Annotated in this window: 12 protein-coding genes and 1 pseudogene; 6 read left to right on the top strand and 7 right to left on the bottom strand. The window is 72.1% G+C overall.

Annotated elements, in window-relative coordinates:
- The first annotated feature begins 124 nt into the window (after nucleotides 1-124).
- The 4 genes from eccE (at nucleotide 125) to rarD (ending at nucleotide 4,166) form a co-directional block, all read left to right on the top strand.
- Nucleotides 125-2,167, top strand: a complete 2,043-nt coding sequence (gene eccE, locus ACQP0U_RS01910) for a type VII secretion protein EccE (protein ID WP_433315213.1) — start codon at nucleotides 125-127, stop codon at nucleotides 2,165-2,167.
- 60 nt (nucleotides 2,168-2,227) lie between these two features.
- The gene (locus ACQP0U_RS01905; protein WP_091395522.1) at nucleotides 2,228-2,614 is read left to right on the top strand and encodes a phage holin family protein; all 387 of its coding nucleotides are present in this window, start codon (nucleotides 2,228-2,230) and stop codon (nucleotides 2,612-2,614) included.
- 131 nt (nucleotides 2,615-2,745) lie between these two features.
- On the top strand, nucleotides 2,746-3,243 hold the full coding sequence (locus ACQP0U_RS01900; RefSeq protein WP_433315211.1) for a GNAT family N-acetyltransferase: 498 nt from the start codon (nucleotides 2,746-2,748) through the stop codon (nucleotides 3,241-3,243).
- Entirely contained in the window at nucleotides 3,240-4,166 is a 927-nt protein-coding gene (gene rarD / locus ACQP0U_RS01895) for an EamA family transporter RarD (RefSeq protein ID WP_433315209.1), read from the top strand. Before ACQP0U_RS01900 ends, rarD begins: the two co-directional genes overlap by 4 nt.
- A gap of 16 nt (nucleotides 4,167-4,182) precedes the next feature.
- Here the strand turns inward: rarD and ACQP0U_RS01890 are convergent, their stop codons facing one another.
- Genes ACQP0U_RS01890 through ACQP0U_RS01880 form a run of 3 tightly spaced genes read right to left on the bottom strand, consistent with a single transcriptional unit; the run spans nucleotide 4,183 to nucleotide 5,389 of the window.
- Complete coding sequence (locus tag ACQP0U_RS01890) at nucleotides 4,183-4,485, bottom strand: hypothetical protein (RefSeq protein ID WP_433315208.1); 303 nt, start codon at nucleotides 4,483-4,485, stop codon at nucleotides 4,183-4,185.
- On the bottom strand, nucleotides 4,437-4,898 hold the full coding sequence (locus ACQP0U_RS01885) for an anti-sigma factor family protein (RefSeq protein ID WP_433315206.1): 462 nt from the start codon (nucleotides 4,896-4,898) through the stop codon (nucleotides 4,437-4,439). The genes ACQP0U_RS01890 and ACQP0U_RS01885 overlap by 49 nt, the downstream gene beginning before the upstream one ends.
- Entirely contained in the window at nucleotides 4,895-5,389 is a 495-nt protein-coding gene (locus ACQP0U_RS01880; RefSeq protein ID WP_433320547.1) for a sigma-70 family RNA polymerase sigma factor, read from the bottom strand. The genes ACQP0U_RS01885 and ACQP0U_RS01880 overlap by 4 nt, the downstream gene beginning before the upstream one ends.
- Before the next feature lie 248 nt (nucleotides 5,390-5,637).
- On the opposite strand from ACQP0U_RS01880, the gene ACQP0U_RS01875 reads away from it, so the two are divergent.
- Nucleotides 5,638-7,764, top strand: a complete 2,127-nt coding sequence (locus ACQP0U_RS01875; protein ID WP_433315204.1) for a PhoX family protein — start codon at nucleotides 5,638-5,640, stop codon at nucleotides 7,762-7,764.
- 110 nt (nucleotides 7,765-7,874) lie between these two features.
- On the opposite strand, the gene ACQP0U_RS01870 is transcribed toward ACQP0U_RS01875, so the two are convergent.
- Nucleotides 7,875-8,657, bottom strand: a complete 783-nt coding sequence (locus tag ACQP0U_RS01870) for an IclR family transcriptional regulator (protein ID WP_238660324.1) — start codon at nucleotides 8,655-8,657, stop codon at nucleotides 7,875-7,877.
- Between the two features lie 154 nt (nucleotides 8,658-8,811).
- Between ACQP0U_RS01870 and ACQP0U_RS01865 the strand changes: the two are divergent.
- A pseudogene (locus ACQP0U_RS01865) lies at nucleotides 8,812-10,040 on the top strand (MFS transporter).
- Here ACQP0U_RS01865 and ACQP0U_RS01860 read toward each other — a convergent pair.
- The 3 genes from ACQP0U_RS01860 to ACQP0U_RS01850 form a co-directional block, all read right to left on the bottom strand.
- The gene (locus ACQP0U_RS01860) at nucleotides 10,016-11,101 is read right to left on the bottom strand and encodes a polyprenyl synthetase family protein (RefSeq protein WP_433315203.1); all 1,086 of its coding nucleotides are present in this window, start codon (nucleotides 11,099-11,101) and stop codon (nucleotides 10,016-10,018) included. The pseudogene ACQP0U_RS01865 and the gene ACQP0U_RS01860 sit on opposite strands and share 25 nt — an antisense overlap.
- Nucleotides 11,102-11,191: 90 nt before the next feature.
- Nucleotides 11,192-12,745: an NADH-quinone oxidoreductase subunit NuoN gene (nuoN, locus tag ACQP0U_RS01855; protein ID WP_433315201.1), complete on the bottom strand. Its 1,554-nt coding sequence runs from the start codon at nucleotides 12,743-12,745 to the stop codon at nucleotides 11,192-11,194.
- A complete protein-coding gene (locus ACQP0U_RS01850; RefSeq protein ID WP_112585696.1) occupies nucleotides 12,742-14,277 on the bottom strand; it encodes an NADH-quinone oxidoreductase subunit M in 1,536 nt (511 codons plus the stop codon). The genes nuoN and ACQP0U_RS01850 overlap by 4 nt, the downstream gene beginning before the upstream one ends.
- Nucleotides 14,278-14,295: the final 18 nt, after the last annotated feature.

Genomic DNA, 14,295 nt, shown 5'->3' with positions numbered 1-14,295 from the left:
GTCGTCGAGCACTGAGACACGGGTCAGCGAAGGACTTCGTGGCTGACGGTAGCGACCTCGTAGCGGTTCTGCTACCCCACGGGCTTCCCCTGTGGACAACCGGGGCGGCCATCGGTCGCTTACGATGTGCCGCAGCCACGTCGCGGCGCGTGACGGGCCGCCGGAGGGCGGCCGGCCGCCCGACCCGGTCCCCACTGGTCGAGGAGGCACGGTGCCGGCGATCACCACCGGAGGGCCGCACCCACCGACGCCGGTCGGGTCCGCGGCAGACGCCTCCGCACGGGCGATCGGGCCGGGTCGACCAACCGGCCCCGGGTCGGCCGACCAGCGCGCCCCCGCTCGCCGGTCGCCGGTGCGGCGCTGGGCCGCACTAGGCCGTCGGGTGGGCGCGGGAGCGCGAGCCGGCCAGCTCGTCACCGCACAGGTCGCGGCGGCGCTCGTCCTCGTCGCCCTCGGCCGATCCGCACCGGTCGTGGCGGCGGCGGTACTGGTGGCAGTGCTGCTGGTGGCGGCCGCCTGGGTGCCGGTCCGGGGCCGGTGGCTCTTCGAGTGGCTGGGCACCGCCATCGGGCACCTCGCCCGCCGCCGCGCGCTGACCGGGCCGGCCGGAGCCGCCGACCTGCTCGACCTGGTCGCTCCGGGCACCGTCGTCCGCTCGACCGAGCTGACCGGCGGGCCGGCGGCAGTGCTCGAGGACACCGCGGGCATGGTCGCACTGCTGGAGCTGGGCGACCCGGGCGACCTGCTGGGCGACGCGTCCCAGGCGATCCCCGCCCCGGCCGCGTTGCTCTCCCCGGCCGGGCCGGACCTACCCCCGCTGCTGGTCCAACTGCTGCTCGCCGGTGCACCGGCACCGGTGCCGGGCGCCGCTGGCACTGTCGGTACGTCGTACCGGCAGCTCACCGACGGGCGGCTCGCCGGGCGCGAACGGGCGGTGGTGGCGGTCCGGGTGCTGCGGGTGAACGGTTGGTCCGAGGAGGACCTGCGTCGCGTACTCGCCGGCACGGTCCGCCGGATCGTCCGCCGGCTCGGGTCGTTGGCCGCGCGGCCACTGGGGGTGCCCGCGGCGCTGCGCGTGCTGGCCGAGCTGGCCCACCACGACGGCGAGCCGGTCCGGGAGTCCTGGCCGGCGATCCGGTCCGGCACCCTGGTTCAGGCCACCTTCCGACTGATCCAGTGGCCCGACGCGGGCGCTGCGGCGGCACGCCGGCTGGTGCCCCGCCTGCTGGCGCTGCCGGCGACGGCCACGACGGTGTCGATCTGCTCAGGTCCGTTGCCGACGACGTCGATGTCGTCGGGCCCGTCGGCGACCACGGGAGTGCCGACCGAGCTGACCGTACGCCTGGCGGCCGGGACGGCGACCGAGTTGGCGACGGCCACCGAGGCGCTGATCCGCCTGGTGACCGACCTGGGCGGCAAGCTGCGACGGCTCGACGGCGCTCACCTGAGCGGGCTGGCCACCACGTTGCCGTTGGCCCTGACGGCACCCGGGGCGCAGCCCCGCCCAACGGCGTCCGGGGCGCGGCCCGGCGCAGCGGTGGACGACTGGGAGCTGTCCCTGGGCGACGCGGGGATGATGGTCGGCACCAACCGGCACGGCCGAGCCGTCACCGTGCGACTGTTCCGGCCGGAGAGCACCCGCGTGCTGCTGGTCGGGGGGGTGCGCGCAGCTCAGCTGGTGGCCCTGCGCGCGCTGGCACTCGGCGCTCTGGTGGTGGTGCAGACCGCCCGGCCACGCGCCTGGGAGCCGTTCGTCCGAGGGGTTGGCGCGCCGGGTGGCACGATCCCGTTGCTCCCGCCCGGTCGGGCGGTCGCCGACGGGGTGGGCACCGCGCTGCGTCCGCTGCTGCTGGTCGTCGACGCCGGGCCGGTGCCGGCCGAGGCCGCGCCGGGCCCGCCGTGGCGGGCGACCCTGGTGGTACGCGGCGAGCTGACCCCGGCCGATGTGGACGCGTTGAGCCGGGCCGACCTGGCGCTGCTCCAGCCACTGACCTCCGCCGAGGCCACCCTGGCCGGCACCGCGCTGGGGCTGGGCGGCTCCGCCGAGTGGCTGACCAGGATCCGGGAGGACATGGTGGCCGTGGTCAACCGCCGAGCCCTGCGCTGGGCACTGCTCTCCCCCACTCCGATCGAGGCGCAACTGATCGGGCCGCCCACCCGCGGCTGATCCATCGGGATGCCCGTTGCCGGGTTACGCCGGTGCGTGGTCCGTGGCACGATCCCCGCCATGGGTTTTCTGAAAGGTCTGCTGATCCGGCTGGCCAGCACAGCTCTGGCTTTCTGGCTGGCCACGCTCCTCATCCCGGGCATCTCCCTGGATTCGAACTCGGCCACCGAGACGGTGACCACGCTGCTCCTGGTGGCGGTGATCTTCGGTGTGGTCAACGCGGTTCTCCAGCCGATCATCAAGACCGTCGGCTGTGGCTTCTACCTGCTGACCCTGGGCCTCATCGCCCTGGTGGTGAACGGGCTGCTGTTCCTGCTCACCAGCTGGATCGCCGACCAGGCCGGGCTGCCGTTCTCGGTGGACGGTTTCTGGCCGGCAGCCGTGCTCGGCGCCCTCTTCGTGAGCATCGTGACCTGGATCCTCGGCGCCGTCCTCGACCGGGACTGACAGGCGACAAGCCAGCACCGACCCCGGCCCCGCCCGGGGCTCCGACCTCGGCCGGGGCCCCGGGCGGGCCGGTGACCAGAGTTCGGGAATTGGCCGGTCTGAGCGCCCACCCCGACGGTTAGCGTCGCGGCATGTTCGCACTCACCTACCCCGACGGTTACCTGCTCAGCACCGATCCGGCGCGCATCGATCTGGACCTCGTGCACCACTGGTTGTCCACCGACGCGTACTGGGCGCTCGGACGGGACCGGGAGGCCACCGAGCGGGCGTTCGCCGGCTCACTGCCGTTCGGCGTCTACCGGCCGGAGGACGGCCGCCAGGTGGCGGTGGCCCGGGTCGTCACGGACCGCGCCACCTTCGCCTGGCTCTGCGACGTGTACGTCGACCGCGCCGCCCGGGGTCGCGGGCTGGGCGGGCGGCTGGCCGGCGCGGTCCGCGACCACCTGGCCGAGCTTGGCGTACGCCGGATCCTGCTCTGCACCAACGACGCACACCAGGTGTACGCGCGGGTGGGCTTCACGCCGCTGGACGTGCCCGAGCGGTGGATGCAGCTGGACCGGCGACCCCCGGTGACCCCGATCACCGGAAAGGAACAAAGCAGCGCTACGCCCCTTACGGTGGAGGCGTGACGCCACTCCGCCTGGGATACCTCTACGGCCTCGGCGCGTACCTGCTCTGGGGTTTCTTCCCGCTCTACCTGAAGCTGTTGCGACCCGCCGGCCCGCTGGAGATCCTGGCCCACCGGATCGTCTGGTCGGTGGTCTTCGTGGCCCTGCTGCTGGCGGCGCTGCGCAACATCGGCTTCCTGCGGGCGCTGCTGCGCCGTCCCTGGGCGGTGGCGGGGATCGTCGCCGCCGCCGCGCTGATCGCTGTCAACTGGGGCACCTACATCTACGGGGTCAACTCCGACCGGGTGGTGGAGACCGCGCTCGGCTACTTCATCAACCCGTTGGTCGTGGTGCTGCTCGGGGTGGCGGTGCTGCGGGAGCGGCTACGCCCGGCGCAGTGGGTGGCGCTCGGGATCGGCGCGTCGGCGGTCGTGGTACTCACCGTGGACTACGGCCGGCTGCCCTGGCTGGCACTGACCCTGGCGTTCAGCTTCGCCGGCTACGGCCTGGTCAAGAAGCGGCTCGGGCTGCCGGCGGCCGAGGGGCTCTTCGTCGAATCGGCGGTGCTGGCGTTGCCGGCGCTCGGTTACCTCGCCTGGTTGACGGCGAAGGCCGACCTGACCTTCGGGCACGTCTCGGCCGGACACACCGCGCTGCTGGTGCTGGCCGGCGCGGCCACGGCGATTCCGCTGCTGCTGTTCGCCGGGGCGGCCAACCGACTGCCCCTGAGCAGCCTCGGCACGATCCAGTACCTGACGCCGACCCTCCAGCTCGGCTTCGGTGTGCTGATCTTCCACGAGCCCATGCCTCCGGCCCGGCTGGCCGGCTTCGCACTGGTCTGGCTGGCCCTGATCGTCTTCACCGCCGACGCCGTCCAAACTTCCCGTCGAACGCGCCGGTCCCGTCGGTCCACCCCGCTCCCCACCCCCGTCCCGACCCCGTAACCCCGCCCCGGGCTGGTCAGGGGACGGCGTAGGTGAGGAGGGGGGTGCCGTCGGCTTTCTGGAGCTCCACGCTCACCAGTTCGGCGTCGGTGAACCGCGTGGCGCCCGTGAAGCTGAGGTCGTCGCCGGGGGCCGCCAGCCAGGAGCCGATCTGCTCGGTGGCGCCGTTCGGGCCGCGCGCCACCAGCCGGAACGGGTACGCCTTGCCGTAGCTCGTCCGCGCGTCGTACCCGCAGCGCATGGTCACCTCGGTGCCCCACTTGGTGCCGGTCAGCCCGAGGTCGGCGTGCACCGGCCCGGCGGCGGCCACCGGTCGCATGGCGACCATCGACACCTGCGGACCCGGCGTGCCCTGCGCGCCGGGGGCCCGGAAGGGCTGACCTGTCGAGGCAGCGCCACGGCGGCGCCCACACCGACCAGCAGCGCCAGCCCGGCGGCGGCCAGTGTGGTCAGCGCGTACCGTCGCCGGTCCGCGGAGCGTTCCCGACGCCGGCGCTGGCGGGCCTCGTCGAGCAGCGCGGGCACCCGGGGCGGGGCCGGCGGCGGCAGGATCTGCTCCAACCCGGCCGGGTCGAGGCGCCCGAGCAACCCGGGCAGGACGGCGATCTCGGCGACCGCCTCCCGGCACGAGGCGCAGCCGCCGAGGTGCCGCTCGTAGGCGGCCCGCTCGGCGGGTGCCAGGGCTCCCAGCACGTACGCGCCGTCGTCGTACGCGAACTCGCACCGGGTCATCCCGTCACCCCCATCTCGGCCAGGACCAAACGTAGAGACCGCAGCGCGTAGTGGGTCCGGGATTTCACGGTCCCTGGCGGTACGCCCAGACGGGACGCCGCCTCGGCCACCGACCGCCCCTGGTAGAAGCACTCGACAAGCACCTCGCGGTGGGTCGGGCTGAGCCGGTTGAGGGCCTCGGCGACGGTCCACGCCTCCACCGCCCGTTCGGCCTCGTCGATCACCTCGGGTGGTTCGGGCAGATCGTCGGTGAACACCTCGCCGACCCGGGTGGATCGCCGCCGCCAGGCGTCGATGGCCAGGTTGCGGGCGGTGGTGAACAGCCAGGACCGCACCGAGCCGCGCGTCGGGTCGAGTGACTCCGGATGTCGCCAGGCCCGCAGCAGCGTCTCCTGCACCAGGTCCTCGGCCCGCTGCCGGTCCCCGTTGACCAGCCGCAGGGCATGGGCGTACAGCGCCTCCGCGTGCTCGTCGTGCAGCGCGCGCAGCAGTTGGGCGTCGTGGTCGCTGATGGCGGTCTCCTCGCTTCCGGCGCGCGTCCGGCGGTGCGTCCGCTCGGGAATACGTGCCGTCACGCCGATCGGTTCAGACCGAGGTCAGACCGGCTGCGTGGTGGTTGCCACCCACGAATGTGTTCATGCCCGGTTCACATCGTGGCCGACGAGCGCTCACCACGTCCTCCTAGCGTCCGGCTGGTACGCCGCCTGTCGTGCCACCGACTTCTCTGGAGGCCTCTCCCATGAGCGACCGTCCCCGGCTGCTCCCCCTGTTGAACGGCACCCGCCATGGCACCCGTGACGCCATGACCTGTCTGTACCGGTGCGGAAACGCGTGTGACCACCCGGTCCCGAACACCTCGGACAACGCGTACTTCGGCGATGTGGTGAACGCCGAGGTGTCGCGGCGTGGCGTGGTCCGGGCCGGCGCGGTCGGCGCGCTGGTGCTCGGTTTCGGCGGCGCGGCGGCCGGCGCGCTCGCCGGCGCGGCCCCGGCCGTGGCGGCCCCGGCCACCCCGGACGTCCCGGAGGCCTTCGGTTTCGGCCGTCCCAGCACCGGGGTCGGCAGCGGCGCGCTGACCTTCAAGCCGATCCCACCGAACAAGCTGGACACCCTGGTCGTGCCGAACGGCTACGACCACGCCGTGGTGATCAAGTGGGGTGACCCGGTGCTGCCGGGCGCGCCGGAGTTCAACCTGCACCACCAGACCGCCGCCGCGCAGTCCAAGCAGTTCGGCTACAACAACGACTTCGTGGGCGTGCTGCCGCTGGACAAGCAGGGCAAGCGGGCGCTTCTCGTGGTCAACCACGAGTACACGAACGAGGACCTGATGTTCCCGGGCTTCCCCGGCCTGGACGGGCTCTCCGTGGAGCAGCTGCGCACCGCCATGGCCGCGCACGGCATGTCCGTGGTGGAGCTTGAGCGGGTGGCGGGCACCGGGCAGTGGAAGCCTGTCGACAAGGGTCCGCGGCCGTACAACCGGCGGGTCACCGCCCTGAGCACCAAGTTCGACCTGACCGGCCCGGCTGCCGGCTCGGCCTGGCTGAAGACCGCCGCCGACCCCAGGGGCCGCACTGTCGTCGGCACGCTGAACAACTGCGCCGGTGGCGTGACCCCGTGGGGCACCGTGCTCTCCGGCGAGGAGAACTTCAACCAGTACTTCGTCGGCGCCGACGCCGTCCCGGCCGAGCTGAAGCCGAAGCTGGACCGCTACGGCATCAGCACCGCCAGCCGGTACCCGAGCGGCAGCCGCAAGTGGGAGCGCGCGGACGAGCGCTTCGACCTGGCGAAGCACCCCAACGAGGCACACCGGTTCGGCTGGGTCGTCGAGATCGACCCGTTCGACCCGGAGAGCCGCCCGCGCAAGCACACCGCGATGGGCCGGTTCAAGCACGAGGGCGCCAACGTGATCGTCGCGAAGGACGGCCACGTGGTCGCGTACATGGGCGACGACGAGCGGTTCGACTACCTCTACAAGTTCGTCTCGGACAAGAAGTTCATGAAGGGCAACTCCTGGGCTGCCCGTAAGCACAACCTGACCCTGCTGGAGTCCGGCACGCTCTACGTGGCGAAGCTCGACCAGACCAGCGCCACCGAGATCGACGGCTCGGGCAAGCTCCCCACCGACGGCGCGTTCAACGGCCGGGGCCGCTGGATCAAGCTGGTCAGCGGCAACCGGTCGTTCGTCGACGGGATGACCGCCGCGGACGTGCTCACCTTCACCCGGCTCGCCGGTGACAAGGTCGGCGCGACCAAGATGGACCGCCCCGAGGACGTCGAGCCGAGCCTGCTCACCGGCAAGGTGTACGTCGCGCTGACCAACAACACCAACCGTGGTGTCGGCAGCAACCCGAAGGCGGACGAGGCCAACCCGCGCAACGCCAATAAGCACGGGCAGATCCTGGAGCTGGTCGAGGACCGCAACGACAACACCTCGGAGACGTTCGCCTGGTCGCTGCCGATCGTCTGCGGCGACCCGACCGACCCGTCGACCTTCTTCGCCGGGTACGACAAGGCCAAGGTCTCCCCGATCTCCTGCCCGGACAACGTCGCCTTCGACGCCACCGGCAACCTCTGGATCTCCACCGACGGCAACGCGCTGGGCAGCAACGACGGCCTGTTCGCAGTGGCCGTGGAGGGCCCGGAGCGGGGTCACCTCAAGCAGTTCCTGACCGTGCCGCTCGGCGCGGAGACCTGCGGCCCGTTCATCACCGGCGACAACCGCTCGGTCTTCGTCGCGGTGCAGCACCCGGGCGAGATCACCGGGGCCTCGGTGGAGAACCCGGCCTCGAACTGGCCGGACGGCGACTACGCCAAGCCGGGCGTGGTGGTCACCTGGCGCCTCGACGGCGGCCCGGTGGGCAGCTGAGGTCGTCCGCGCGGCCGAGCGGCCGCTGACGTTGTTCCGGTGGTCTGGCGCTGGACCACCCAGAGAGGCCCTCTCCCAGCCCGGGAGAGGGCCTCTCGGCGTTGCGGCGGTCAGTTGTCGGCGGCGATGCCGTCGGCGACGCTGCGGGCCACTGTGAGCAGCTTGGCGCGTACCACCCGGGCGGAGGTCATCATCTCGCTGGCCGGCAGCGCGCAGGCCAGCACGACACGGCGTTCCATGTCCTTGTCCGGCGCGACGAGCACCGCGGCGCAGGCCACTCCCTGCCGGAACTGCCCCATCTCCAACTGCATGCCGCGCCGGTCGCCGGCGGCCAGGTCCGCCTCGAAACTCTCGGTGGTGGTCAGCGTGGCGGTGGTGAACGGACGCATGCCGTACTCGCGCAGATAGCGGTAGCGCTGGTCGGTGGTGAGGGTGGCGAGCAGCGACTTGCCGAGAGCCGTCGCGTGCGCGCCCTCGTCGAAGCCGGGGACCAGGTCCTCCAGGTAGGGCGAGCGGTGCCCCTCGGCGACCGCGGTGAGGGCCACCTGGCCGCCGACGAACCGACCGAGGTAGTGGCTGTAGCCGGTGTCCAGGGCGGCCCGCCGCAGCGTCTCACCGACCGCCGGCGGGCCCCGGAACGCCGTCACCAGCTCCCGGTACCGGTCGGCCACCTCCAACCCCACGATGTACGTGCCGTCCTCGCGACGGATCACGTAGCCCTCGTAGGCGAGGGTGCGGACGAGGTGGTAGGTCGTGGCCACGGTCAGCTCGCAGCGCCGGGCGATCTGCTTGACGGTCAGGCCCTTCGGGGCGCGACCGACCGACTCCAGCACCCGTAGCGCTCGGGACACGCTGCGAATCAGGTCCGAAGGTTCTGCCAAGGGGTCGCGCACAACCACCTCCGCCGCCGGGGACTTACACCATATGAAAAACAGGCCCGGTGCGAAATGCCTGTTCGGGTCGAGGATGCCAGATCACCATCCACAGCTTGTGCCCCGCCGGTCACCAGGAGTGCTCTGAGCGTGGCTCGCGTAGGTTTGCCGAACGATGACCGACACCTCAATCACCCCCGATCCGGCGACCGCCCGACCCCGCCCGGTCCGGGCCAGCGTCGGCGCAGTCGTCACCACGGTGGCCTGCGTACTCCCGGTCTTCCTGCTCGGCGGTCTCGCCGTGCAGATGGGCACCGACCTCGGTTTCTCGCCTGCCGGTCTGGGCCTGGCCGTCTCCGTCTACTTCGGGGTCAGCGCGCTGGCCTCGGTGCCGTCCGGCCGCCTGGTCGAACGGTACGGGCCGGCTCTGGTCGCCCGCTGCGGCATCCTGCTGGCCGCCGGGTCAATGCTGGCCGTGGCCGCGTTCGCCCGGTCGTACCCGGTGCTGGTCGGCCTGCTGGCGCTCAGCGCCGCCGCGAACGCGCTCGGCCAATTGGCCAGCAACGCCGCGCTGGCCCAGCACGTGCCGGCCCGGCGGCAGGGGCTGTCGTTCGGTGTCAAGCAGGCCGCCATCCCGGTCTCCACCCTGCTGGCCGGGGCGGCCGTGCCCACCATCGCGCTCACCGCCGGCTGGCGCTGGGCGTTCGTGGCCGCCGCCGTGGCCGCGCTGACGACGCTGGCCGCCGTACCCCGGCAGTTGCCCGGCGCGACACGGCGGGCCGGTGCCACGCGCGCCGGGCGCGCGACGGCGGCCCTGGTGGTGATCGGCGCGGCGGCGACGTTGGCCTCCGGCGCGGCCAACGCGCTGGGCACCTTCCTGGTGGACTCCGCGGCGGCCCGGGGCTGTCGCCGGGCCTCGCCGGCCTCACTCTGACCCTGGGCAGCGCAGTCTGCGTGGCGGCTCGGGTGGGCGCCGGCTGGTTGGCCGACCGCCGCGAGAGCGGCCACATCGCCCTCATCGCCGCGATGCTGCTCGTCGGCGCGGTCGGGCTGGGCCTACTCGCGTTGACCGGCTCGGTGCCGCTGGTGGTCGGCGTGGTGCTCGGCTTCGGCCTGGGCTGGGCCTGGCCCGGCCTGATGAACTTCGCGGTGGTCCGGCTCCACCCACAGTCGCCGGCCGCCGCCACCTCGATCACCCAGACCGGGGTGTACGCGGGCGGCTGCCTCGGCCCGCTGAGCCTGGGCCCGCTCGCCGCCCACCTCGGCTACCCGACGATGTGGACCATCGCGGCCGTGGCGATGCTGCTCGCCGCCGCCCTCATGCTCGTCGGCAGCCGACTGTTGACCCGCGCCGCCGCCGCAGCGGGCCGGGGCGTGGATCAGCTGGTGCGGTCGGCGATGTAGTCGCAGAGCGACTCGAGGGCGCTGCGGGACGGGCCGTGCGGCAGCGGGGCGAGCTGCGCGCGGGCCTCCTCGGCGTAGCTGCGCACGGTCTCCCGGGCCCGCTTGAGCGCCGGGCTCTCCCGGAGCAGCCCCAACGCCTCGGCGTGCAGCGCGTCGTCGGTCAACGGGCCGGTCGCCAGGATCTCCCGCAGCCGCACCGACGACGCGTCGGAGTCGTCCGCCTCGCGGGCGTAGAGCACCGGCAGCGTCGGGACACCCTCGCGCAGGTCCGTGCCGGGGGTCTTGCCCGACTGCACCGACTCGGAGGCGATGTCGAGCAGGTCGTCGGAGAGCTGGAAGGCGACGCCGATCGTCTCGCCGTACCCGGCGAGGGCCTCCACGTGCTCCGGGGCGGCGCCACCGAACATGCCGCCGAACCGGGCCGACGTGGCGATCAGCGAGCCGGTCTTCTCGGCGATCACGTGCAGGTAGTGGGTCACCGGGTCATCGTCGGCGCGCGGCCCCACGGTCTCCGCGATCTGGCCGTGCACCAGCCGGGCGAAGGTGCGCGCCTGCAACCGGACCGCCTCGGGGCCCAGGTCCGCGGCGATGTCCGCCGCGCGGGCGAAGAGGTAGTCGCCGACCAGGATGGCGACCGAGTTGGTCCAGCGGGAGTTCGCGCTCGGCGCGCCCCGGCGGACGGCGGCCTCGTCCATCACGTCGTCGTGGTAGAGGGTGGCGAGGTGAGTGAGCTCCATCACCACGGCGGCCGGGACCACCTGCGCACCCGTCGGGTCACCGAACTGGGCGCCGAGCGCCACCAGCAACGGTCGGAAACGCTTCCCGCCGGCCTCCACGAGGTGCCGGGCAGCCTCGGTGACGAACGGGTCGGCACTGGCCACGCTGGCCCGCAACTCGACCTCGACCGTGTCCAGCAGACCGAGCACGGACGCCTCGACACGGGGATCGGAGAGGCTGAGGCCAAGCGCGCCGAACTGACTCGTGCTCGCCCGACCCCGCCGACCGCCGGAGCCGGAGGCACCTGAACGCTCGCCCGCCGGATTCACCACGCTATCAACCATGCCACACCCGTTCGACCTGCTCCGGGCCGGGGATACGCACCGGGGGCCGGCGCGTGAACACGCGCCGGCCCCCGGTGATCGATCCTTCGGTCAACGAACGAATTCGGCGGCTCCCGCAGCCAGATCGAGCAGCGGCGCCGGGGCGACACCCAGCACCAGGGTCGCCAGCACACCGATCATCAGCGCGGCGGCGGTGAGCCCACCGGGCACGGTGACGGTCGGGGTGGACTCGCCCGGCTCGGAGAGCCACATCATCACCACGACCCGCAGGTACGGGAACGCGAGCACCATGCTGGTCAGCACACCGGCGATCACCAGCCAGGCCTGGCCACCCTCCAGCGCCGGCCCGAAGATGGCGAACTTGCTGGTGAACCCACTGGTCAGCGGGATACCGGCGAAGGCCAGCAGGATGAAGGTGAACAGCGCGGCGAAGAACGGCGACCGCCGGCCCAGCCCGGCCCAACGGGACAGGTGGGTGGCTTCGCCGTCTTCGTCCCGCACAAGCGTCACCACGGCGAACGCGGCCAGCACCGAGAAGCCGTACGCGACCAGGTAGAACATCGTGCCGGCGAGCCCGTCGCGGCTCGGCGCCAGCACACCGACCAGCAGGTAGCCGGCGTTGGCGATCGAGGAGTACGCGAGCAGCCGCTTGATGTCGGTCTGGGTGACCGCGAGCACAGCGCCGATCAGCATGGTCAGCACCGCCACCGCGCCGAGGACCGGCGTGAAGTCCCAGTTGGCGTCGGCGAACGCGACCTGGAAGACGCGCAGCAGGGCACCGAACGCGGCGACCTTGGTGCAGGCCGCCATGAACCCGGTGACCGGGGTCGGAGCGCCCTGGTAGACGTCCGGGGTCCAGACGTGGAACGGGGCCGCAGCGGCCTTGAAGAGCAGACCGATGGCGAGCAGCGCCATGCCGGCGAAGAGCAGGACCGGGCTGGCCGGCGATTCGCTCACCGCCGCGTGGATGGTGGCGAAGTCGACGCCGGCCGGGCGGCCCGGGATGCCGGCGGTGAAGCCGTAGATCAGGGCCACGCCGAACAGGAAGAACGCGGAGGCGTACGCGCCGAGCAGGAAGTACTTCATCGCCGCCTCCTGGCTCAGCAGGCGCCGGCGACGGGCCAGCGCGCAGAGCAGGTAGAGCGGCAGGGAGAAGACCTCCAGCGCGATGAACATGGTCAGCAGGTCGTTCGCCGCCACGAAGATCAGCATGCCGCCGATCGCGAACGTGGTGAGCGGGTAGACCTCGGTGAGGCCGTTGCGCCCCTCGGCCTGCCGCCGGTCGTCGGCCGACTCGGCGGTCACCGCGGCCTGGGCGACGAACGCCCCGCCCCGCTCGACCGAGCGGTCACCGATCAGCAGCAGCGCCATCGCGGCCAGCACCAGGATCGCGCCCTGGAGGAAGAGCGTCGGCCCGTCGATCGCGAGGGCCTGGCCGGCGGTGATGATCCGCTCGTCGGCGCTGAGGACCACCATGGTCAGTGCCGCGAGCACCGCGAGCAGCGCCAGCGTCAACTGCACCACGTGCCGCCAGCGCCGGGGCACCAGAGCCTCGACCAGCACACCGAGCAGCGCGGTGCCCAGCATGATCAGGATCGGGGCGATCGCCGCGTAGTCGATCGACGGCAGTTTCAACTCGGTCACTTTGCCGCCTCCTGGACGGTGCCGCCCACCGACGGCGCCGGGTCGGTTCTGCCGATGTCGTCCATGGTCGCCTGGACAGCGGGGTTGATCACGTCAGTGACCGGCTTCGGGAAGAAGCCGAGCAGCACGATCAGCGCGATCAGGGGGGCGACCACGACCTTCTCGCGCAGGTTGAGGTCCCGGCGCATGCCGTCGACCTCGGTCAGCGCCGGGTTGAGGGTGCCCTGGGTGGTGCGCTGCACCATCCACAGCACGTACGCGGCGGCCAGGATGATGCCGAGCGTGGCGATGACCGCGACCGGCTTGTTCACCGTGAAGGTGCCGATCAGCACCAGGAACTCGGAGATGAACGGCGCCGTACCGGGCAGCGCGAGCGAGGCGAGACCGGCGAAGAAGAGCACCCCGGCGAGCACCGGGACCAGCTTGCCCGCGCCACCGAAGTCGCTGATCAGCGCCGAACCACGCCGGGAGATCAGCATGCCCACCACCAGGAAGAGCAGGCCGGTGGCCAGCCCGTGGTTGAGCATGTAGAGCACCGCGCCGGTGCCGGCCTGGGTGGTGAAGGCGAAGATGCCCACCCCGATGAAGCCGAAGTGCGCGATCGAGGTGTACGACACCAGCCGCTTGAGGTCGTTCTGGCCGACCGCCAGCAGCGCGGCGTAGACGATGCCGATCACGCCCAGGGCCAGCGCCCACGGCGCGAACCACTTCGACGCCTCGGGGAACAGCGGCAGGCAGTAGCGCAGGATGCCGAAGGTGCCGACCTTGTCCAGCACGCCGACGAGCAGCGCCGCCGCGCCCGCCGGAGCGGCGCCACCGGCGTCGGGCAGCCAGGTGTGGAACGGGAAGAACGGCGCCTTGATGGCGAACGCGAGGAAGAAGCCGAGGAACAGCCACCGCTCGGTGCCGGTGCTGATGTCGACCTGCGAGAGCGCCTGCCAGTCGAAGGTCTTCCCGCCGACCACCCAGAGGCCGATCACCGCGGCCAGCATGAACAGACCGCCGACGAGCGAGTAGAGGAAGAACTTCACTGCCGCGTACTGCCGCTGGTGACCGCCGTAGCTGCCGATGAGGAAGTACATCGGCACCAGCATGACCTCGAAGAACACGTAGAACAGGAAGACGTCGGCGGCCGCGAAGACGCCGATCATCGTGCATTCGAGGACCAGCAGCAGCGCAAAGTAGACGGGCACCGACCGCTTCGACGACTCGGCGTCGTGCCAGGACGCCAGGATCACCAACGGCACCAGCACGGCGATCAGCATGAGCATCACCAGCGCGATGCCGTCGGCGGCGAAGGTGAAGCTGACGCCCCAGTTCGGGATCCACGAGTACGACTCACGGAACTGGAACCGGTCACCGCCGGCGTTGAAGCTGACCCACATCACCACCGAGAGCACCAGCACCAGCAGCGACCAGGCGAACGCCACCTGCTTGGCCAGCTCCGGGCGGTGGCGCGGCAGGAAGGCCACCACCAGGGCGCCCACCAGCGGCGCCACGGTGAGCACCGAGAGGAACGGGAAGTTGGACATTATGCGGCCTTACCTCCG

This window comes from Micromonospora sp. CA-269861, assembly GCF_050948505.1.
In the GTDB taxonomy this organism is placed as follows: Bacteria; Actinomycetota; Actinomycetes; order Mycobacteriales; family Micromonosporaceae; genus Micromonospora.
This window is presented reverse-complemented; position numbering and strand designations above follow the sequence as displayed.

Bases quoted from the DNA above. Each gene is read 5' to 3' on its own strand.
- eccE (WP_433315213.1), top strand. From the start codon at position 125: ATGTGCCGCAGCCACGTCGCGGCGCGTGACGGGCCGCCGGAGGGCGGC.
- ACQP0U_RS01905 (WP_091395522.1), top strand. From the start codon at position 2,228: ATGGGTTTTCTGAAAGGTCTGCTGATCCGGCTGGCCAGCACAGCTCTG.
- ACQP0U_RS01900 (WP_433315211.1), top strand. From the start codon at position 2,746: ATGTTCGCACTCACCTACCCCGACGGTTACCTGCTCAGCACCGATCCG.
- ACQP0U_RS01890 (WP_433315208.1), bottom strand. From the start codon at position 4,485: ATGCGACCGGTGGCCGCCGCCGGGCCGGTGCACGCCGACCTCGGGCTG.
- ACQP0U_RS01885 (WP_433315206.1), bottom strand. From the start codon at position 4,898: ATGACCCGGTGCGAGTTCGCGTACGACGACGGCGCGTACGTGCTGGGA.
- ACQP0U_RS01875 (WP_433315204.1), top strand. From the start codon at position 5,638: ATGAGCGACCGTCCCCGGCTGCTCCCCCTGTTGAACGGCACCCGCCAT.
- ACQP0U_RS01860 (WP_433315203.1), bottom strand. From the start codon at position 11,101: ATGGTTGATAGCGTGGTGAATCCGGCGGGCGAGCGTTCAGGTGCCTCC.
- ACQP0U_RS01850 (WP_112585696.1), bottom strand. From the start codon at position 14,277: ATGTCCAACTTCCCGTTCCTCTCGGTGCTCACCGTGGCGCCGCTGGTG.